The sequence below is a fragment of the Qipengyuania sp. genome (genome assembly GCF_048550555.1).
Classification (GTDB): domain Bacteria; phylum Pseudomonadota; class Alphaproteobacteria; order Sphingomonadales; family Sphingomonadaceae; genus Qipengyuania.
The window spans coordinates 18,314-38,526 of sequence record NZ_JBLYYF010000010.1 but is presented as its reverse complement, the minus strand read 5'-3'; the positions used below and the strand labels follow the sequence as shown (position 1 = coordinate 38,526).

General features: G+C 65.2%; 21 protein-coding genes. 14 read left to right on the top strand and 7 right to left on the bottom strand.

The genetic code is table 11. The features are described from left to right. The 4 genes from rsmI to ACN4E0_RS01870 all read left to right on the top strand — a co-directional run. Nucleotides 1-597: 16S rRNA (cytidine(1402)-2'-O)-methyltransferase (gene rsmI, locus ACN4E0_RS01885; RefSeq protein ID WP_419564951.1), on the top strand; the 597-nt coding region annotated here is incomplete at its 5' end. Further along, nucleotides 594-944 (top strand): YraN family protein, encoded by a 351-nt coding sequence (locus ACN4E0_RS01880; protein ID WP_419564949.1) that lies wholly within the window; start codon nt 594-596, stop codon nt 942-944. The genes rsmI and ACN4E0_RS01880, both read left to right, overlap by 4 nt. 34 nt (nt 945-978) lie before the next feature. Then, a complete protein-coding gene (gene gshB / locus ACN4E0_RS01875; protein WP_419564947.1) occupies nt 979-1,947 on the top strand; it encodes a glutathione synthase in 969 nt (322 codons plus the stop codon). Between the two features lie 23 nt (nt 1,948-1,970). Next, nucleotides 1,971-2,579, top strand: coding sequence for a DedA family protein (locus ACN4E0_RS01870; RefSeq protein WP_419564946.1), 609 nt, complete (start codon nt 1,971-1,973; stop codon nt 2,577-2,579). Here ACN4E0_RS01870 and ACN4E0_RS01865 read toward each other — a convergent pair. Beyond that, on the bottom strand, nt 2,576-3,472 hold the full coding sequence (locus ACN4E0_RS01865; protein ID WP_419564944.1) for a tyrosine recombinase XerC: 897 nt from the start codon (nt 3,470-3,472) through the stop codon (nt 2,576-2,578). The genes ACN4E0_RS01870 and ACN4E0_RS01865 overlap by 4 nt on opposite strands. Then, on the bottom strand, nt 3,469-4,623 hold the full coding sequence (gene hemW / locus ACN4E0_RS01860; RefSeq protein ID WP_419564942.1) for a radical SAM family heme chaperone HemW: 1,155 nt from the start codon (nt 4,621-4,623) through the stop codon (nt 3,469-3,471). The genes ACN4E0_RS01865 and hemW overlap by 4 nt, the downstream gene beginning before the upstream one ends. 119 nt (nt 4,624-4,742) lie before the next feature. Here hemW and ACN4E0_RS01855 point away from each other — a divergent pair, with 119 nt between their 5' ends. Further along, nucleotides 4,743-5,267 carry a CAP domain-containing protein gene (locus ACN4E0_RS01855; protein WP_419564940.1) on the top strand — a complete coding sequence of 175 codons (525 nt, stop codon included), beginning with the start codon at nt 4,743-4,745 and terminating at the stop codon, nt 5,265-5,267. A gap of 3 nt (nt 5,268-5,270) precedes the next feature. Here ACN4E0_RS01855 and rdgB read toward each other — a convergent pair whose 3' ends face one another. Then, nucleotides 5,271-5,897 (bottom strand): RdgB/HAM1 family non-canonical purine NTP pyrophosphatase, encoded by a 627-nt coding sequence (gene rdgB / locus ACN4E0_RS01850; protein WP_419564938.1) that lies wholly within the window; start codon nt 5,895-5,897, stop codon nt 5,271-5,273. Next, nucleotides 5,894-6,610, bottom strand: coding sequence for a ribonuclease PH (gene rph / locus ACN4E0_RS01845; protein WP_419564936.1), 717 nt, complete (start codon nt 6,608-6,610; stop codon nt 5,894-5,896). Before rph ends, rdgB begins: the two co-directional genes overlap by 4 nt. A gap of 84 nt (nt 6,611-6,694) precedes the next feature. Here rph and hrcA point away from each other — a divergent pair, with 84 nt between their 5' ends. The 5 genes from hrcA to ACN4E0_RS01820 all read left to right on the top strand — a co-directional run bounded on the left by hrcA (nt 6,695) and on the right by ACN4E0_RS01820 (nt 11,449). Further along, entirely contained in the window at nt 6,695-7,753 is a 1,059-nt protein-coding gene (gene hrcA / locus ACN4E0_RS01840) for a heat-inducible transcriptional repressor HrcA (protein ID WP_419564934.1), read from the top strand. A 13-nt stretch (nt 7,754-7,766) separates the two neighbouring features. Next, a complete protein-coding gene (gene grpE / locus ACN4E0_RS01835) occupies nt 7,767-8,372 on the top strand; it encodes a nucleotide exchange factor GrpE (protein WP_419564932.1) in 606 nt (201 codons plus the stop codon). Nucleotides 8,373-8,418: 46 nt separating this feature from the next. Continuing rightward, complete coding sequence (locus tag ACN4E0_RS01830; protein ID WP_419564929.1) at nt 8,419-9,318, top strand: cobaltochelatase CobT-related protein; 900 nt, start codon at nt 8,419-8,421, stop codon at nt 9,316-9,318. Nucleotides 9,319-9,320: 2 nt separating this feature from the next. Beyond that, nucleotides 9,321-11,072 (top strand): DUF885 domain-containing protein, encoded by a 1,752-nt coding sequence (locus ACN4E0_RS01825; RefSeq protein WP_419564926.1) that lies wholly within the window; start codon nt 9,321-9,323, stop codon nt 11,070-11,072. An 86-nt stretch (nt 11,073-11,158) separates the two neighbouring features. Continuing rightward, complete coding sequence (locus ACN4E0_RS01820) at nt 11,159-11,449, top strand: hypothetical protein (protein ID WP_419564924.1); 291 nt, start codon at nt 11,159-11,161, stop codon at nt 11,447-11,449. A 21-nt stretch (nt 11,450-11,470) separates the two neighbouring features. On the opposite strand, the gene ACN4E0_RS01815 is transcribed toward ACN4E0_RS01820, so the two are convergent. Together ACN4E0_RS01815 and ACN4E0_RS01810 are read right to left on the bottom strand one after the other, a co-directional pair. Next, the gene (locus ACN4E0_RS01815; protein WP_419564954.1) at nt 11,471-11,911 is read right to left on the bottom strand and encodes a vgr related protein; all 441 of its coding nucleotides are present in this window, start codon (nt 11,909-11,911) and stop codon (nt 11,471-11,473) included. A gap of 95 nt (nt 11,912-12,006) precedes the next feature. Beyond that, nucleotides 12,007-12,486, bottom strand: coding sequence for a copper chaperone PCu(A)C (locus tag ACN4E0_RS01810; protein WP_419564922.1), 480 nt, complete (start codon nt 12,484-12,486; stop codon nt 12,007-12,009). A 177-nt stretch (nt 12,487-12,663) separates the two neighbouring features. Between ACN4E0_RS01810 and dnaK the strand changes: the two genes are divergently transcribed. The 3 genes from dnaK to ACN4E0_RS01795 all read left to right on the top strand — a co-directional run bounded on the left by dnaK (nt 12,664) and on the right by ACN4E0_RS01795 (nt 16,443). Continuing rightward, on the top strand, nt 12,664-14,595 hold the full coding sequence (gene dnaK, locus ACN4E0_RS01805; RefSeq protein ID WP_419564920.1) for a molecular chaperone DnaK: 1,932 nt from the start codon (nt 12,664-12,666) through the stop codon (nt 14,593-14,595). A gap of 68 nt (nt 14,596-14,663) precedes the next feature. After that, on the top strand, nt 14,664-15,782 hold the full coding sequence (gene dnaJ, locus ACN4E0_RS01800) for a molecular chaperone DnaJ (RefSeq protein WP_419564918.1): 1,119 nt from the start codon (nt 14,664-14,666) through the stop codon (nt 15,780-15,782). A gap of 37 nt (nt 15,783-15,819) precedes the next feature. Continuing rightward, a complete protein-coding gene (locus ACN4E0_RS01795; protein ID WP_419564915.1) occupies nt 15,820-16,443 on the top strand; it encodes a DUF6445 family protein in 624 nt (207 codons plus the stop codon). Here ACN4E0_RS01795 and ACN4E0_RS01790 read toward each other — a convergent pair. Next, nucleotides 16,440-18,755 (bottom strand): patatin-like protein, encoded by a 2,316-nt coding sequence (locus ACN4E0_RS01790; RefSeq protein ID WP_419564913.1) that lies wholly within the window; start codon nt 18,753-18,755, stop codon nt 16,440-16,442. The two genes, ACN4E0_RS01795 and ACN4E0_RS01790, sit on opposite strands and share 4 nt — an antisense overlap. 71 nt (nt 18,756-18,826) lie before the next feature. Between ACN4E0_RS01790 and radA the strand changes: the two genes are divergently transcribed. After that, a complete protein-coding gene (gene radA / locus ACN4E0_RS01785; protein ID WP_419564911.1) occupies nt 18,827-20,194 on the top strand; it encodes a DNA repair protein RadA in 1,368 nt (455 codons plus the stop codon). The last annotated feature ends 19 nt before the right edge of the window (nt 20,195-20,213 follow it).

Sequence of the window (20,213 nt, the reverse complement as noted above, 5' to 3'; positions counted from 1 at the left end):
GCCGTGGCATTGGTGAGCGATGCCGGCACGCCGATGATTTCCGATCCGGGCTATCGCCTGGTCAACGATTGCCGCGCCGAGGGAATTCCCGTCACCGCACTCCCCGGCGCCTGCGCCGCGATCACCGGGCTGGCGCTGAGCGGCCTGCCCAACGACCGTTTCCTCTTCGCCGGCTTCCTCCCCGCCAAGGACAAGGCGCGGCGGGAAATGCTCGAGGAACTGGCGGGTATCGACACCACGCTGGTGTTCTATGAAACCGCGCCGCGCCTGGCGAAATCGCTGGCAGCGATCGAGGAGGTCCTTCCCCATCGCGATGTAGCGGTAGCGCGCGAACTGACCAAGCTGCACGAAGAGCTCCGGCGCGGCCTTCCCGCCGGCCTCATCGCCTATTACGAGGCCAACCCGCCGAGGGGAGAGATCGTGCTTCTGGTCGGCCCGCCTCCCGAAGAGATGGCCAGCGAAGACGATGCCGATGCGCTGCTCATCGAGGCCCTGCGGACGTTGAAACCCTCGCAGGCGGTGGCGCAGGTCGCCAGGTCGACCGGCTTCGACCGCAAGACGCTCTACGCCCGGGCGATGGAGCTACGCTCCGCATGAAGCGCCAGCTGGCCGAGAAGAGCGGCCGCGAAGGCGAAACCCGGGCGGCACTCTGGCTCAGGGCCAAGGGGTGGCACATTCTGGACCGACGGGTGAAGACACCTGCGGGGGAGATCGACCTTGTCGCCAAACGCGGCAAGGTGGTCGCCTTCGTTGAGGTCAAATGGCGCCGCAAACTCGCCGATCTCGATCACGCGATCGACGAATACCGGCTTTCCCGGGTCGCCGCAGCGGTCGAGGCCGTGGCGCATCGCTATGCTGGAGGAGACGAAGATCTCCGTATCGACGTCATCCTGCTTGCGCCGGGCAGCTTCCCCCGCCACATCGCCAACGCATGGCAACCCTGACCCACGGGCGCGCCGCAGGAAATCGGAGTTCGAGATGAGTTTGCGCGTCGCCGTTCAGATGGACCCGCTCGACAGGATCAATATCGCGGGCGACAGCTCCTTTGCGCTGATGCTCGCGGCCCAGGCGCGCGGTCACGAAGTGTGGCATTACGACGTCGGCAGCCTCGCCTATGAAAGCGACGGGTCACCGCACGGGCGCATCACGGCGCATGCGGCCCCGGTCACGGTCCAGCGGGTCGAGGGCGATCATTTCACCATGGGCGAGCGCCGCCGGATCGATCTCGCGCGCGATATCGACGTGGTGCTGATGCGGCAGGACCCGCCGTTCCACCTTGGCTACATCAGCGCGGCCTTCCTGCTCGACCGGCTCAAGGGCACGACGCTGGTGGTCAACGACCCGCGCGAGGTCGTCAACGCCCCCGAGAAGATGTTCGTGCTGGATTACGCGCGCTTCATGCCGCCGACGATGGTCGCGCGGCATCTCGACGATTTGCGCGATTTCCAGAAGAAGCATGGGTCCGTCGTGGTGAAGCCGCTCCACGGCAATGGCGGCAAGGCGATCTTCCGCCTCGACGAAAGCGGTACCAATCTCTCGGCGCTGTCCGAAGTCTTCGACCAGACCTGGCCCGAACCGCACATGGTCCAGCCCTTCCTCCCCGAAGTGTCCGAAGGCGACAAGCGAATCGTGCTGGTAGACGGCGAATTCGCCGGTGCGATCAACCGCTTCCCCGGCGAGGGCGAGTTCCGTTCCAACCTGGCGCAGGGTGGCCATGCCGAGGCGACGACGCTGACCGCGCGCGAGGAGGAAATCTGCGCGGCGATGGGGCCCGAACTCAAGCGGCGCGGCCTCGTCTTCGTCGGGATCGACGTCATCGGCGGCAAGTGGCTGACCGAGATCAACGTCACTTCGCCCACAGGCATCGTCGCGATCGACAAGTTCAACGGCAGCGACACGCCCGGCCTCATCTGGGACGCGATTGAGCGCAGGCAGGCGGACCAATAGCGCGCCTCGCGCATTAGAGCGTCATGCACGGCTTCATTCTCGGTGCGATCGCTGCAGGCGGCTATCTCGGCATCTTCGTGCTGATGGCGCTGGAGAACATCTTTCCGCCGATCCCGTCCGAGATCATCATGGGATATGGCGGCGTGCTTGTGGCTCGCGGGCAAATGGATGTCCTCCCGCTGCTGCTCATCGGCACCTTGGGTACCGTCGCGGGCAACTACTTCTGGTTCTGGCTCGGCAAGCGCTGGAAGGAAGACCACCTCAGGCGCTTCATCATGCGCCATGGCCGCTGGCTGACCTTCGAGTGGAGCGAGTTCGAAGCGGCACGCGACAAGTTCCGCCGCAATGGCGAATGGATCGTCTTCTTCCTCCGCTTCTCGCCTTTTCTGCGCACCATCATCTCCTTGCCGGCCGGCCTCGCGCAGATGAAGCTGTGGCGCTTCCTCCTGTTCACCTTCCTCGGTTCGCTGATCTGGAACGGCGCGCTCATCGCAGGCGGATCTGCGCTCTCTGGCCTGATCGAGCGCTACGAAAGCTATGCCAGCTGGGCGGTCGGCCTGTTCCTGCTCGGCGGTCTTGCCTGGTACCTCTACCGGATCGTCAAATGGAGCCCGAGCGAGGCCGACACCTAGTCCTTCTCGCGGGGATGCGCGTGGCGGTAGGTCTCGAGCAGGCTCGCTGCGTCCACCTTGGTATAGATCTGCGTGGAACCGAGACTCGCATGGCCGAGCAATTCCTGCAGGCTCCTCAAATCCGCCCCCGCGCCCAGCAGGTGCGTCGCGAAGCTATGGCGCAGAGCGTGGGGCGTCGCGCTGTCGGGCAGCCCCAGCGCCTTGCGCGCCCGCGCCGTCGCCTTCCGGATCATGCCCTGCGCCAGCGGACCGCCCTTCGCGCCGCGAAACAGCGGATCGTCCCTTCCCAGTGGCCACGGGCATTGCGCGGCATAGTCGGCCACCGCTTCGCGCACGATCGGGAGCAGCGGAACGACACGCTGCTTGCTGCCCTTGCCGGTGACGGTCAGCCGTTCGCCGAGGGGAAGAGCACTGCCCGTCAGCGAGAGCGCTTCGGCGATCCGCATACCTGCCCCGTAGAGCAACAGCAGCACCGCACGGTCGCGCGCCCCGATCCAGTCCTCGGTCGCGATCGCCTCGACCGTGTCGGCGAGCCCGATCGCATCGTCCGGGGTGACGGGACGCGGGAGACCTTTCTTGATCCGCGGCCCGCGCAGGCGCGGCGGGTCGGTCAGCGCATGCCCGGCCTGGGCCCGCGCAAAGGCGATGAAGGCCTTCAGGGCTGACAGTTCGCGGGCGGTCGAGGCATTGGCGAGCCCGTCCGCGCGGCGCGATGCGAGATGACCGCGCAGGCGCGGCGCATCGAGTGCGGCTACGCTATCCCAATCGGTCAGTTCGAGACCGGCAAGCAGGCGCTCGGCGGTCCGACCATAGGCGCGCACCGTGTGCGGGGACCGTCTCAGCCCGAGCGCGAGGTGATCGTGCCAGGCCTCGAGCAGGTCCGCCTTGCTCATGGCGTAACGAGGTCCGCCTGCACGAGTTCGCCCAGCAGTGCGTCGAGCAGGGGCATGCCGCGCGGCGTGACGCCGATCCTATCTCCCTCGCTCCAGGCCAGGCCGAGGTCGCGATAGAGCGCCAGCCTGGGCTGGTCGATCAGGGCTGCGGGCGTGGTCTCGAATCGCCGGGCGAGGGCGGCGAGGTCGATGCCCTCGGCCAGTCGCAGGCCCATCAGCAATGCCTCGCTCGCCTGCTCGCGACGGCCGAGATCGCGCGTCTCGGCGATGCTGTGACCCTGCCTGGCGGTGGCAGCGAGGTAGTTTTCCGGCTTGCGATGGCGCACCGTCGCCATCTCGCGACGCCGCCCATGCGCCCCCGGACCGATTCCCATGTAGTCTTGGTAGCGCCAGTAGGTGAGGTTGTGGCGGCTCTCCTGACCCGGGCGCGCGTGGTTGCTGATCTCGTAGGCGGGCAGGCCGGCGATGTCGGTCATCTCGCGGGTCACCGCGAAGAGATCCGCGGCACGGTCGTCGTCGAGCGGCTCGAACAGGCCGTGCCGGACATCGGTGGCGAAGCGCGTCGCGGGTTCGATGGTCAGCTGGTAGAGCGACACATGATCGGTGCCGAGCGCCAAGGCGCGGCGCAATTCGGTGCGCCACGCGGCGTCGGTCTGCTCCGGACGCGCATAGATCAGGTCGATCGAGATTCGCCCGAAATGGCTTTGCGCCGTGGCAACGGCTGCGAGTGCCTCGTCTACTCCGTGCATCCTGCCGAGAAAACGCAACGACTCGTCGTGGAGGCTTTGCACGCCCAGCGACACACGATTGACCCCGGCGGCGGCCAGATCGGCGAAATTGGCTGCCTCTACGCTGTTCGGATTGGCTTCCAGCGTGATCTCGATGCCGGGGTCGAAGCCCCACAGCCGCTCCGCCTCATCCAGCAGGTCGGCCACGAGAACGGGCGGCATGAGCGACGGTGTTCCTCCGCCAAAAAAGATACTTGTCAGTGTTTCCTGCGAACCAACCTGAGCATGCTCATGGCGCATGTCCGCCAGCAGGGCCGCCTTCCATTCCACGCTATCCGCAGAATCCCGGACATGGCTGTTGAAGTCGCAATAAGGGCATTTTGCGATGCAGAAGGGCCAGTGAATGTAGAGCGCGCGAGCCACCTATGTCTTTAGCCAATCTTAACTATCACGGCGGATTCAGCGCCGTCATGACCCAGTCGAAAAAATGGATTGCGCCCATTGCCGGCGCACTAGCTATACTGTGTGCCACGGGCAGTGGCATGGCCGCAAGCCGCTCCTCGTCGAGCACCGCAGTGACGCGCGACTTTTCCGCCATGCGCTCGATCGACCGGCGCGGACCCGGCGATCTTCATCTCGCCGCGCGGATTCTGCGGGCGCATAATGACGAACGCCAGCGTCTCCGGCTCAAGCCGCTCAAATGGAACATGCATCTCGAACGCGAGGCGCGCGAATGGGCGCAGCATCTCTCGAACAGGGGCATGTTGCAGCACGCCGACCAGCGGGGCCGGAACCAGACGGGCGAGAACCTCTGGATGGGCACGGCGGGGCATTGGCCGGTCGAAAACATGGTCGGCATGTTCATCAACGAGAAGAAGCACTATCGACACGCGCGCTTTCCGGATATTTCCAAAACCGGCAACTGGGCCGATGTCGGCCACTACAGCCAGATCGTCTGGCGCGACACGCAGGAAGTGGGCTGCGCCATATCGACCGCGCGAGGCAACGACGTGCTGGTCTGCCGATACTGGCCGGCGGGGAATGTCTGGGGCCAGAAGGCCTATTGATCTTCACCCGAACTGGTCGGCGACCAGCTTGGCGAAGGCGTCGGCGCGGTGACTGATGGCATGCTTTTCCGCCGGATCGAGTTCGGCGAAGCTCTGCTCGCGGCCCTGCGGCACGAAGACCGGATCGTAACCGAACCCCATCGTCCCGCGCGGCGGCCAGGCCAGGCTGCCCGGTGCGGTGCCCTCGTAGACCGCCTGTTCGCCATCGGGCCAGGCCAGCGCCAGCACACAGTGGAAGGCGCAGGACCGGTCGACGTCGGGTCCGAGCTGCTGCAGCATGCCCTCGACCTTGCCCATCGCCATGTACCAGTCGCGCCCCGGTTCGCCTTCGAACCACTGCCGTTCGGCCCAGTCGGCGGTGTAGACGCCCGGCCGCCCGCCCAGCGCATCGACCGACAGCCCGCTGTCGTCGGCGAGCGCGACCAGGCCCGAGGCCTCCGCCGCCGCGCGCGCCTTGATCAGCGCATTCTGGACGAAGGTGGTGCCGGTCTCGGGCGGCTCGGGCAGGCCGAGCGAGCCCGCCGAGATGCACTTCACGCCATGCGGTTCGAGCAGCGCGGAAATCTCCTTGAGCTTCCCCGCATTATGCGTGGCGATCACCAGCGTGCCCGAACCGATGCGGCGGGTCATTTGCGGGTCGCCTGGTCCTGCGCCTTGAAGATCTGCGCACAGCCCATCTGGGCGAGCCGCAGCAGCCGCAGGAAGGCTTCCTCGTCATAGGGCGCGCCTTCGGCGGTGGCCTGCGCCTCGGCGATCTTGCCGCCCTCGATCAGCACGAAATTGGCGTCCGCATCGGCATTGCTGTCCTCGGGATAATCGAGGTCGAGCACCGGCGTGCCCTTGTAGACGCCGCAGGAAATCGCCGCGACCTTGGCGGTGATCGGGTCCTGCGTGATCGCACCCGATTTCATCAGCCCGTCGACTGCCAGGCGCAGCGCCACCCACGCCCCCGAGATCGACGCCGTCCGCGTTCCGCCGTCGGCCTGGAGTACGTCGCAATCGAGCGTGATCTGGTGTTCGCCGAGCTTCTTCATGTCGACGACGGCCCGCAGGCTGCGGCCGATCAGACGCTGGATTTCCTGTGTCCGCCCGCTCTGCTTGCCCTTGGCCGCCTCGCGCTGGCCGCGCGTGTGCGTGGCACGCGGAAGCATCGAATATTCGCCGGTGACCCAGCCTTCGCCCTTGTTGCGCATCCACGGCGGCAGGCGATCCTCGACGCTGGCGGTGCACAGTACGCGCGTTTCGCCGAAGCTGATCAGGCAGCTGCCCTCGGCATGCTTGGTGTAGCCGGTTTCGATGGTGATGGCGCGCATTTCGTCGGGCGCACGGCCGGAAGGTCGCATGGGAATCTCCATTGCAGTCGAGTCTCGACGGGCGCTGTGGCGCAAGGGTCTTGAGGCCGCAAGGGGAGTGGCTAGATAGGATGTATGAATTCGCCCCCGCTTACCGATCTCAGCGACCGCGCTCGCGAGATATTCCGGCTCGTCGTCGAAGGCTATCTCGACAGCGGCACGCCGGTGGGGTCCAAGGCTCTGGCGGGCCCAAAGGAAGAAGGGGGTGGCGGGGTAAACCTGTCCCCCGCGTCGATCCGCAATGTCCTGGCCGATCTGGAAGCCCGTGGGCTGCTCGCCGCGCCGCATACCAGCGCGGGCCGCATGCCCACCGAGACGGGGCTGCGGCTGTTCGTCGATGCGATGATGCAGGTTGCCGAACCCACGCGCGAGGAGCGCGCGGCGATCGAGCAGCGGCTGTCCGAGCCCGGACCGATCGAACGCGCGCTTGAGGAAACCAGCGCGCTGCTGTCCGACCTGTCGGGCGCGGCCGGGTTGGTGATGGTGCCGACGCGCGAGCCGAGGCTCGCGCAGGTGACGCTGACCGCGCTCGATGCCACGCGCGTGCTTGCCGTGCTGGTGGGCGAGGACGGGCATATCGAGAATCGTATCCTCTCGCTCCCCGTTGCAGCATTGGCGACCTCGCTCGAACAGGCGAGCAACTATCTCACCGCGCGCGTCGCCGGGCGAACGCTGGCCGAAGCGGCGAGCGCTGTCGAGGAAGAGATCGTCAGCGGCAGGTCGGCGCTCGACGAGGCGAGCCGCGACCTCGTCCGGCGCGGGCTGGCGACCTGGAGCAAGGATTCGGCCCAGCGCCCGGTGCTGATCGTGCGCGGCCAGGCAAACCTGCTCGACGAGGCGGCGCTGGGCGATATCGAGCGCGTGCGCTCGCTACTCGACGACCTCGAGAACAAGCAATCGCTCTCCGGCCTGCTCGACCGGGCGCGCCGGGCAGAGGCGATGCGGATATTCATCGGCAGCGAGAACCGGCTGTTCTCGCTCTCCGGCTCGTCGGTCATCGCCTCGCCCTATCGCGACCGCGATGGCAAGGTCGTCGGCGTGCTGGGGGTGATCGGCCCGACGCGGTTGAATTACGCGCGGGTCGTCCCCATGGTGGATTTCACTGCCCGATCCTTGGGCAAGAGAATAGGCTGACAGGGTTTTTCGAGTGAACAACGAGAACAAGCACGAACCGCAAAAGCAAGCGGTCGATGAAGAAGTGGCGCGCGAGATGGAAGGCGTGCCCGAGCACCTGCGCAGCGACAGCGACGGAGACGAAACCGACAGTGACGACAAGGCGCTCGAAGAAGCGCTGTCCAAGCTGCGCGGCGATTTGGAAACGGCGATGCAGGACGTGCTCTACGCCCGCGCCGAAACGCAGAACGTTCGCCGCCGCCTCGAGAAGGACGTGCAGGATGCCCGCAACTACGCCGCGACCGGCTTCGCCCGCGACATCCTGAGTGTGGCCGACAATCTCGCTCGCGCGCTCGACCACGTGCCCGAGGAACTGCGTGAACACGAAAAGGCGAAGAACTTCATCGCCGGGATCGAGGCGACCATGCGCGAGCTGGAGAAGGTCTTCAACGCCAACGGCATCACGCGCATCGCCGCCAAGGGCATGCCGCTCGATCCAAACCAGCATCAGGCGATGATGGAAATTCCCACCGAGGAGGCCGAACCGGGCACCATCGTGCAAGAGATGCAGGCTGGCTACATGATCAAGGACCGCCTGCTGCGCCCGGCCATGGTCGGCGTGGCGAAAAAGCCCGACTGAAAGACGGGTGCTAGAAGGCATCCTGACAGGCTCGTTTTGGGGCGCAGTGTTGCTCTTCCTTTGGTGGCTTGGCTCCCTACGGAAGGCGAGGCAGCGCACTGTCGCGCTTGACTGGCCCGAACAGCCTTATTCGGTTTTTTCGACTGAGTTCGATTGCGAAGTAAGAGGTAGAGATATCCCCGATCTGCTGGAAAGCGACTGCTTGGTCGGTGTGAGTTGGAACGGTGAGGTCGGGCAGGACCTAGATGAGCGCGTTCGGGAATCTTGCATTGCCTTCCAGGCCAGGGCCGAAGACTTGACCTTCGAGCGAGCGCCGTCGCCAGACCAAGCAATCTGCTTCCTGATCGATCTTTCCGGCTCGATGGCAGACCGCCTGCCGAAAGTGTTGGGCGAATTGAGAGCGCTACACGATTGGCTGAGCCTGCATGGCGTTGGAACAGCGGTCTATGGATATACGACACGAGGGTGGAAGGGTGGCTTAGTGCGTGAAAAGTGGCTCGCCGATGGCTGCTCATCATACCCCGGCCGCTTGTGCGCACTGCTTCATGTAATAGTTTCTGATTTCGGTATCGCGCCATCGGATGATGACTGGGACGCACTATTGCGAGCGGACCTCCTACACGAGAATATTGACGGTGAGGCTTTGCGTTGGGCTAGCTCCCGTCTTTTGGATCAGGGCAATAAACCCCTAAAACTGTTTGTGCTTTCCGACGGGGCGCCCGTTGACGACCCGACGATAATGGCGAACGGGAATGGCTTTCTATGGCGGGACATCGTTGCCGCGATAGACGAGATCGAAACAGATTCGAAAATCGAGCTCGTTGGGATTGGGCTCGACTATCGCGTGAGCGAATTTTACCAACGATCGGAATTTGTTGGCGGTGGTGGATCAGTTGTACAAGCAATCCTGCCGCACTTGGATAGCATGGTGCAGGGAGATGCGTAGCAATGCGGCGTGATCTGGAAATAGCCTTTCTTGCACTTGTTGCTTTCTCATCCTCGCAAGCGCTCGCACAACCTGATGCCGACGAGCAGGTCGAAGCGCTGGGTGATGCCTATTACGAATACAATCTCGCAGAGTTCGGCCTGACCGAAACGGCCAGCGGGGACACCGAATATGGCGACCATCTGTGGTCGGTCACGCCCGCGGCGCAACGCGCGCGGGCGGCGAGATATGCGGAGCTTCTCGCGCGGCTCGATGCCATCGACCGCTCGCAACTGAGCGAGAAGGTGGTGACCGACGCGCTCGTCCTGAGGACCTTGCTCGAGGCCGAGATTGGCGACGCGCGCTTTGCCGAATGGGAAATGCCCTTCGACAGCGACAGCAATTTCTGGTCCTACCTCGCGCCCTCGCGCGGCTTCACCACGGTCGAGGATTACGAGCGATATATCGGCCGCATGCGCGACATTCCGCGCTATTTCGCCGAGCAGACCGCCAATGCCGAAGCCGGGCTCGACCGCGGCTTCTCGGTCCCGCGCGTCACGCTCGAAGGCCGCGACGTGTCGATCGCGTCCTATGTCGTCGAGGATCCCGAGCAGAGCCCGTTCTGGAAGGCCTTCGCCGACATGCCGCGCAGCATTCCCGAAGCCGAGCAGGAGCGGCTGCGCGCCGAAGGCCGGAAGGCGATCGCCGAAAGCGTGACCCCCGCCTATGCCGCCTGGCTGACGTTCTTCCGTGAGCAATATCTCCCGCGCACGCGGACCTCGCTCGGCGCGAGCGAATTTCCCGAAGGCGAGGCCTATTACGCGCAGCAGATCCGCCAATATACGACCACCGACCTGACCGCCGAACAGATCCACGAGATCGGCCTGAAGGAAGTCGCGCGGATCACCGCCGAAATGGAGAAGGTCAAGACCGAGGCAGGCTTCGAGGGCACGCTTGCCGAATTCGTCACCTTCCTCCGCAGCGATCCCGAATTCGTCGCCAGGACGCCCGACGAGCTGATGGGCGTCTCCGCCTATGTCGCCAAGCGGGTCGACGGGAAGATCGGCGACTATTTCGGCTTCCTGCCGCGCCACCGCTTCACCATCCGCCCGGTCGATCCGGCGATCGCGCCGTTCTACACCGCCGGGCGGGGCGGGCTCGATGCCTGCCAGATGAACACCTACGACCTGCCCTCGCGCCCGCTCTACAACATTCCCGCGCTGACGTTGCACGAATGCTCGCCCGGACACAGTTTCCAAGGCGCGGTCGCGCTCGAGCAGGAAGAGGCGCCGCGCTTCCGCCGGCAGACCTATTTCTCGGGCTTCGGCGAGGGCTGGGGGCTCTACACCGAATATCTCGGCGAAGAGATGGGCATCTATCGCACGCCCTACGAGAAGTTCGGGCGGCTATCCTACGAAATGTGGCGTGCGGCGCGGCTCGTCATCGATACCGGTATCCACAAATATGGCTGGAGCCGAGAGCAGGCGGGCGAATATCTGTCGAGCCATACCGCGCTGTCCGACCGCGAAGTCGGCACCGAGATCGACCGCTACATCAGCTGGCCGGGACAGGCGTTGGCCTACAAGCTGGGCGAAATGACCATCCGCCGCGTGCGCGCCAAGGCCGAAGAGGTGCTCGGCGAGGACTTCGACATCCGCAAGTTCCACGATGTCGTGCTGTCGCTGGGCTCGGTGCCGCTACCCGTGCTCGAGGCGCGGATCGACGCCTTCATTGCCGATGGCGGGCAGGGCCTACCCGGGGTGACCTATGATTGAACCCCGCCTGCGCGACCCCGCCGGCGGGAACGGGGAGTGCCGGTATCCGTAGGTGGTCGGACACCGATACGAACGGAGACACCCCGATGAACAGCAAACTTCTTCTCGCCCCCGCGCTGGCGATCTCGAGTCTGAGCCTGGGCGCCTGCGCGCAGAACTACGCGGTCGAGGGAGCTGCCGCCGGCGCCGCCGCCGGGGCGGCCGGTGCGGCTCTGCTCGGAGGAGACATCAAGACCTACGCGCTTGCCGGGGCCGCGATCGGCGGCGTCGTCGGCTACGCCACGGACAAGAACGATACCTGCGACGGCTATTACGGCGATGGTCGCTATGTCGACGACGACTGCCGTTACGACGATCGGTACGCGCGTTACTGGTAAGGCACCAGCTCAGGGCGCTTGCTAGCCGGTGGCGCCCGGAAAACGCACCAGCAGGTCGTAGGCGGAGGCGTGGGCAACACCCGCCACCTTGATCCCGTTGCGCAACCAGAAGGCGTGCTTGACGATCTCGGCCTGCTGCTCGATCCCGTAACGATCGAGCGACCAGCCCGGTTTTAGCGTATAGTCGTATCGGGCCCAGGGCATACGACGCGTGACGAGATACCATTCACCGCGAGTCTGCACCTGCCAGACGTGCACCAGTTCGTGGATCAGCAGCCCCTGCCGCAATATGTTGGCGACCGAGAAATCGTCACAGTAGCTGTCGGAAGCCGGGTGGAAATGCAGGTGCCCGCGCGGCGCCATGGTGATGCGACGGGGTTGGAAAGGAAACCATTTCCGTCGCCGGATGGTCACCCGCGAATAATCGATCGCGTGGCCGAAAATGGTCCGTGCGAGTTCGATCTCGCCCGGCGTGAGTGCGCGTTCTCCTCCTGCCGGGCAGGAAGGCGCGACAGCACCATCGTGGCTCTCGAGCCCGAGACTGTCGCGCCCTATGCTCAGCGCTCGTCACCTGCCGCGCGGATTTCCACCGGGAAGGACTTCTTCTTGCCGCCGACCACGGTCAGGGTCATCTCGGTCGTCCCGCCCGCCGCGAGCGAAGGATCCAGATCGAAGACCATGACGTGGAAGCCGCCGGGCTCGAAACTCTGGCTATCGCCCGCATTGACCAGGACCTGGCCGAGGCTGTCCATCGTCATCTGGCCGTTCATTTCCATCGACCCGTGCAGCTCGGCACTGCCCGCTCCTTCGACATCGGCACGACGGATCGCATAGTTCTTCTCGCCGGTATTCTTGACCTGGAAATAGATCGCCCCCGGACGTCCCGAAACCGCGGGCAGCATCAGCCGCGCATCGCTGACTTCGAGCGCGACCTCGTCGGCCGCAGGGGCCGCCACATCGGTCGATTCTGTCGAACAGCCGGCCAGCGCAACTGTGGCCAATGCGAGCGCCAAGGGCGCGAAATGGGTGAATTTCATGGATTTGTTCCCCTCTTTTCCTGCCCGAAAAACTAGCGCGGCCCCTCCCTTGTGCCAAGGAAAACCGCACCTATATCGCCCATGTAATACACCACCGGATCGAGCCGCCGACCGGTTCCGCCGTTCTCGGGGAACCCATGGTGCGGTGTCCAACGACTTGAAACAGATGGGGAAACCATGAGCAAAGTTATCGGTATCGACCTCGGCACTACCAACAGCTGTGTCGCCGTGATGGACGGGGGCAAGCCCAAGGTCATCGAGAATTCCGAAGGCGCGCGTACCACGCCCTCGATCGTCGCCTTCACCAAGGACGGCGAGCGCCTGATCGGCCAGCCGGCCAAGCGCCAGGCGGTCACCAATCCCGACAACACGCTCTTCGCGATCAAGCGCCTGATCGGTCGCCGTTTCGACGATCCGCTGACCAAGAAGGACATGGAACTCGTCCCCTACGACATCGTCAAGGGCAAGAACGGCGACGCCTGGGTCGAAGCCGGCGGCGAAGACTATTCGCCCAGCCAGGTTTCCGCCTTCATCCTGCAGAAGATGAAGGAAACCGCCGAGAGCTATCTCGGCGAGACCGTCACCCAGGCGGTGATCACGGTTCCCGCATACTTCAACGACGCGCAGCGCCAGGCGACCAAGGACGCCGGCCAGATCGCCGGTCTCGAAGTGCTGCGCATCATCAACGAGCCGACCGCCGCGGCGCTCGCCTATGGCATGGACAAGGAAGACGGCAAGACCATCGCCGTCTACGACCTTGGCGGCGGTACCTTCGACGTCTCGATCCTCGAGATCGGCGACGGCGTGTTCGAGGTGAAGTCGACCAATGGCGACACCTTCCTCGGCGGCGAGGACTTCGACAGCGCGATCGTCGAATATCTCGCGGACGAGTTCAAGAAGAAGGAAAACATGGACCTGAAGGCCGACAAGCTCGCCCTCCAGCGTCTCAAGGAAGCTGCCGAAAAGGCCAAGATCGAGCTTTCGAGCTCGGCCCAGACCGAAGTCAACCTCCCCTTCATCACCGCGCGTATGGAAGGCGGCAGCTCGACTCCGCTGCACCTCGTCGAAACGATCACCCGGTCGAAGCTCGAACAGCTCGTCGGCGACCTGATCAAGCGCACGCTCGACCCCTGCAAGAAGGCGCTTGCCGATGCCGGCGTGTCGAAGGACGAGATCGACGAGGTCATCCTCGTCGGCGGCATGACTCGCATGCCCAAGGTGCGCGAAGTGGTCGAGGAATTCTTCGGTTCGAAGCCGCACACCGGCGTCAATCCCGATGAAGTCGTGGCCATGGGCGCCGCGATCCAGGCCGGCGTGCTCCAGGGCGACGTCAAGGACGTGCTGCTGCTCGACGTGACTCCGCTGTCGCTGGGCATCGAGACGCTCGGCGGCATCATGACCAAGATGATCGATCGCAACACCACGATCCCGACCAAGAAGACGCAGACCTATTCGACCGCCGAGGACAACCAGAATGCGGTGACCATCCGCGTCTTCCAGGGCGAGCGCGAGATGGCTGCGGACAACAAGTTGCTCGGCCAGTTCGACCTGGTCGGTATTCCCGCGGCGCCGCGCGGCGTGCCGCAGATCGAGGTCACTTTCGACATCGACGCCAACGGCATCGTCAACGTTTCGGCCAAGGACAAGGGTACGGGCAAGGAACAGCAGATCCGCATCCAGGCCTCGGGCGGTCTTTCGGACGACGACATCGAGAAGATGGTCCAGGACGCCGAGAAGTTCGCCGATGAGGACAAGAAGCGCCGCGAGGGCGCCGAAGCCCGCAACCAGGCCGACAGCCTCGTCCACGCGACCGAGAAGCAGCTCGAGGAGCATGGCGACAAGATCGACGCTTCGCTGAAGAGCGAAGTGGAAGAAAAGGTCGGGGCGCTCAAGACCGCGCTTGAAGGCGACGACGCCTCGGACATCAACGCCAAGGCGCAGGACCTGTCGCAGTCGGCAATGAAGATGGGCCAGTCGATCTACGAGCAGGAACAGGCCAAGGCCTCGAGCGAAGCTCCCGAAGGCGGCGACGCCGGAACCGACGGCGGTGCGGAGGAAGAGGTGGTCGACGCCGAATTCTCCGAAGTCGACGAAGACTCGAAGAACTGATCGCCGGATGAGAAGCCAATCGCCACCGGTGCGTCCATGCACCGGTGGCGATTAGCCATTGGAAAGCCATGTCGACGACCGAAACCGATCTCTACGAACTGCTTGGGGTGAGCCGCGATGCCGATGGCGCGACGATCAAGTCCGCCTATCGCAAGCTGGCGATGAAGCACCATCCCGATCGCAACCCCGGCTGCAATGAAAGCGAAAGCACCTTCAAGGCGGTCAGCGCCGCCTATGAAGTGCTCAAGGACCCGCAGAAGCGGGCCGCATACGACCGCTATGGCCACGCTGCCTTTCAGAACGGCGGCGCAGGCGGCCACGGGGGCGCCGACTTCGGCGACCTGGGCGATATCTTCGAAACTATCTTCGGCAGCGCCTTCGGTGGCGGCGGTGGGCGTGCGCGACCGCGCCGCGGTGCCGATCTGCGCTACGACATGCAGATCGATCTCGAAGAGGCGTTTCACGGCAAGTCGACCGAGATCGAGATCGAGGTCTCGCAGAATTGCGAGACCTGTCACGGATCGGGCGCCACGCCAGGTACCCGCGCACGCACCTGCAATTTGTGCCACGGCCAGGGCACTGTCCGCGCCAAGCAGGGCTTCTTCGTGGTCGAGCGCCCGTGCCCCAACTGCCACGGCAGCGGCGAAGTGATCACCTCGCCATGCCGCGATTGTCGCGGCGAGGGCCGCGTCGACAAGCCGCAATCGCTCGAGGTGGAAATCCCTCCCGGCGTCGATACCGGGACGCGCATCCGCCTGTCGGGCAAGGGCGAGGCGGGACCGCGCGGCGCGCCTCCGGGCGACCTCTACATTTTCCTTCACGTCAAGCCGCACGCGATCTTCCAGCGCGAGGGCACAACCCTTGCGACTCGCGTGCCGATCAGCTTCACCACCGCCGCGCTCGGCGGCTCGATCGAGATACCCAATCTCGACGGCGAGAACGTGACGATCGAAATCCCCGCCGGAATCCAGTCGGGCAAGCAGTTGCGCCAGCGCGGCGCGGGCATGCCCGTGCTGCAGGGCCGCGGTCGCGGCGATCTGGTGATCGAGATCGCGGTCGAAACGCCGACCCGGCTGTCGAAGGTCCAGCGCGCGCTGCTCGAACAGTTCCGCGAGCAGGAAACCGGCGACGAATGTCCCGAGAGCCGCGGCTTCTTCGACAAGGTGCGGGATGCCTTCGGCGGGTGATTGCCAAGCGTGGCGGCGCTGGCGATAAGCGCCCCCCATGCTGCCATCGCTGACGATCATCGACGATTTCCTTGCCGACCCCTGGGCCGCGCGCCGCGCCGCGCTGGCGCTCGACTATGCCGCTCCCGGGACGGGCGGAAACTATCCCGGACGCGATTCGACCAGGCCGCTGCCGATGGACGGCATCGACGCCGCAGTGTCGCGCCATGTCGGGATGGACCTAACCGGAGCCAAGGGTACCGAGCACGGTCATTGCCGCATCACGCTGAAGTCCGACAAGGGACGGAGCGGGGTTCATATCGACCCCGCTTTCTATTCGGGCATTCTCTATCTTTCGCGCCCCGAGGATTGTGCGAAGCCGGGCGCGGGCGGGACCGATTTCTTCCGTCACAAGCGGACCGGGCTGGAGCGCGTGCCCCCGAACGGAGCCGACCTTGCCGCGAGCGGCTACGACACGCTCGACGATCTCATCGCCGACGTCGTCAACAAGGACACCACCCAGCCGGCCAAATGGGAACGCGTGATGCGCGTGCCGATGCGCTTCAACCGGCTGGTGCTGTTTTCGCCCTGGCAGTTTCACAATGCCGCGCCGGGATTCGGCAGCGGAGCGGACGATGCGCGGCTGGTGACGCTACTCTTCTTCGGCCGAAAGAAGCGCTAGGACAAGCGCTCGGCGACTTCGCCGCGGATCTCATCGATCAGGTGCTGTGCGCAGCGGCCAGAGGCCTGCTCCTCGTCGAGGATGGCATCGAAGGCCGACCGCTTTATCTTGCGGCACCGTTCGGCGGGAATGGGCTTGTCCACGGTCGAACAGACCAGGTCGATCATCCGCTCCGCCCCGTGGAGGCGGCCCCAGAGATAGTCGTTCTCGCGATAGGCACGGCTGAAGAAGGCGCCGAAATTGTAGAATTCGATCCCGCGCAGCGTCGCCTTCGTCCCCCCCTCGCGAATGCTGCGGGCATCGTCGGGACTGATGCGATCGACCTTGACCGGATCGAACTCGGTCAGCCCTTCGTTGCGCAGCAACGGGAGCGTGGCGACGTCGTAGAAGGGGAAGCCGAGGTAGGTCAGCAGCATCCGCCGACGCAGGTTCCTGGGCATCTGGTCGAGCGCCACCGAAAGCATCTCCTCGGCGTAGTCATCGAGGTCGGGCAAGAGGCGTTGCGCCTCGACGCGGTCGAGCAGTGCTCCGGGTTCCGCCATGACCCCTTCGGCGGCCTTTTCGAAATCGGGCCCGAGAGCGGCCACGCCCTCCTTCGCAAAATAGAGCGCGAGGATGCGGTAGACGGCATCGCGCCCGTGTTCGAGCGCCTCGTCGGAAATGTCCGGGTCCGCTTCCCAGTCGCGCGCCATCCGCCGGGCCAGGAGGCGCAGCCGCCGGATGCGGAATCCGATATCGTGCTCGCGGAAGAAGCTGATCGCCTCGGGCGAGGCGCCTCCCGAAGGGGCCGTCAGCCTCTCCAGCCCGCGCCGGAGCAGTTCTTCGCGCAGCACGGCCTCGATCGGCGAAGGCTCGTCGAAGCCCAGCTTGGGAGCGCCCGACAGCGCGAGCCGCGCGAGGCGCATCACGATCGCGGAGAACTTGGCCTGCGCGTAGGCGTGAAAGGCATAGCCCGCGCGTTCGGCGGCCGCCTGCTGCGCCTTCTGGCGCCAGGCGCGCAGGCGGGCGGGGGTGGGACTGTCGAGGAACAGGGTGCGACCGAACAGCTTCTCGACCACCGCATCGACCTCGGGCCGCAGCGCGGCGACGATGCGGTTGAGCCGCTCGGCCTCGCGGCTCTGTTCCTGAATCTGGTCGAGATTGTCGCGGATCGGCTGTTCGCGCGGGATGGTCGAAAGCGATCCGAAGATGGCGGAGAAGAAGCCCACCGGTTCGGTCTTGCTGGCATTGATATCGCCGAAGCGGTCGGGGCGAGGATCGACATAGACGAAGCGGCGATCGACCTCGCGTTGCGCAGGCCGCCCCTGCAGAGCGTCGATCGCACCCGAGAAGGGCTTGTTGACCAGTACCGAACCATCGATGAGCGACACGTGGTCGAGCGAGCCGCGCACCGCATGGACCGGCATGATGCGTTCGAGAAAGGCCTCGCGCCCTGGCCAGGCGCGTTCGGTGAGATCCGACAGTCTGTCGATTTCCTCTATCCGCAGCGGTGGGAAGGCGCCGGGAAAACTCGCCGTGGCGCGCGCGGCGAAGACCAGTTCGAGCGGATTGGCCAGATCGGACCCACCACGGGCAGGCGTATTCGCGCGGAAGGCGATCGGCATGCGGTGTTCGGTGTCTTCCACCACCGGTGGGCTGTGGAGCCTGATCAGCTCGTGGAAACCGTAATAATCGGTCGCGGTGACGTAAAGGTCGAGCGGATGCCCGGGGGGCAGGAGGGGATCTTCCACCGGACCTGCCGCCATCGCCGAAAAGGCATTTTCGAGCAGGCGCGAGAAGCCGAGACCCGAAAAGGGCGGTTCGAACCAGCGCCCGCGGATGAGGTGAGAAACCTTGCGCTCGACCTCGGCCTGCGTCTCGGACGAGACTGCATCGGCGATATCGCTGCCAGGGCGGTTGAGCAGCCAGGTGGCGAAGGGCTGCGCCCACATCTTCGAGAAGCGCCATTTCAGCCGCGCGGCGGGATCGACCAGCTCGTCGACATCGGCGACTTCGAGCCACAGATCGGTCAGCGGCTCGAGCGACTGGCCCGAATGCACGGCCTGCGCCAGGAAAACGGCGTTGATGCCCCCCGCACTCGCGCCGCTCATGATGTCGGGCAGGACCCTGAGCCGCAGCCCCTGGTCCCGCGCCAGGCTCTCCAGCAGCTCGCGATAGACCGCTTCGACGCCCTTGCGTGTCGGCCCCTCGACATGGAACTCGCGGCTGGCTCGGGCCAGATGCCAAAGCTCGCGCGTGACACCATGCATGTAGACCGCCAGGCTCACGCCACCGTAGCAGACCAGTGCGATCCTCAATTCCTTTTGACGCATCGCGGGTGCTGTGCACGCATAATACGCGCAAGGCAATTGCGTTCCTCAAATGTTCCGTTTAGCAGGGCGGCATGGCCAAGCCCAAGAAACGCTATGTCTGCCAGGCCTGTGGCAGTGTCTCGCATCGCTGGCAGGGGCAATGCGCCGACTGCGCCGAATGGAACACGCTGGTCGAGGATGCCCCGGCGACTGTCTTTTCGATGAAGCACGATTTGTCGAGCGGGGGCAGGGCGGTCGAATTCGTCGACCTCGACAAGCCAGGCGCGCTGCCCACGCGGCAGCCTACGGGCCTTGCCGAATTCGATCGGGCGCTGGGGGGCGGGCTGGTTCCCGGATCGGCGATCCTGCTCGGCGGCGACCCGGGAATCGGCAAGTCCACGCTGCTCCTGCAGGCCGCGGCGAAGATCGCGCGCGAAGGGCGCGGCGTGGTCTATGTCAGCGGAGAGGAAGCAACTGCGCAGGTGCGCATGCGCGCCGCACGGCTGGGCCTGTCGGATGCGCCCGTAAAACTCGCTGCGGCGACCGGAGTGCGCGATATCCTCACCACACTTGGTTCAATGGACACGCCCGGACTGCTGGTGATCGATTCGATCCAGACAATGCATTCGGACACGATCGAAGGGGCACCGGGGACGGTCAGCCAGGTGCGCGGCTGTGCCTTCGAGCTGATCCGCTACGCCAAGGAAAACGGTGTGGCGCTGGTCCTCGTCGGCCATGTGACCAAGGACGGCAGCATCGCCGGGCCGCGCGTGCTCGAACACATGGTCGATGTGGTGATGAGCTTCGAGGGCGAGCGCAGCCACCAGTATCGCATCCTGCGCGCGCTCAAGAACCGCTTCGGCGCGGTCGACGAGATCGGAGTCTTCGCCATGGCGGGTGAGGGGCTGGAGGAAGTCGACAATCCCTCGATGCTGTTCCTCTCGGGACGCGACGAGCCGATGGCGGGCAGCGCGGTCTTCCCTGCCATCGAAGGCACGCGGCCAGTGCTGGTGGAGATCCAGGCCCTGATCGTGCGGTTGCAGTCGGGCGCGACACCGCGCCGTGCCGTGGTCGGCTGGGACAGCGGACGGCTCGCAATGCTGCTGGCGGTGCTCGAATCGCGCTGCGGACTCAATTTCTCCTCGGCCGAGGTCTATCTCAACGTCGCCGGCGGCTATCGCCTGTCCGATCCGGCGGCCGACCTCGCGGTGGCCGCCGCGCTGGTGAGCGCCATGGCCGACCGGCCGCTCCCGCCGCGCAGCGTGTGGCTCGGCGAAGTGTCGCTCGCGGGCGAGATTCGCCCTGTGGCGCATGGCGGACTGCGGCTGCGCGAAGCGGCCAAGCTCGGCTTCGATCGCGGCTACGGGCCCGCGGACGTGAAGGCCGGGTCGGCCGCCCTAACCTACGACGGCCTGTCCCAACTGGCCAATCTCGTTGACCGGATTATCGGGAGTACATAAGGCCCTGATCAAGGAAGGG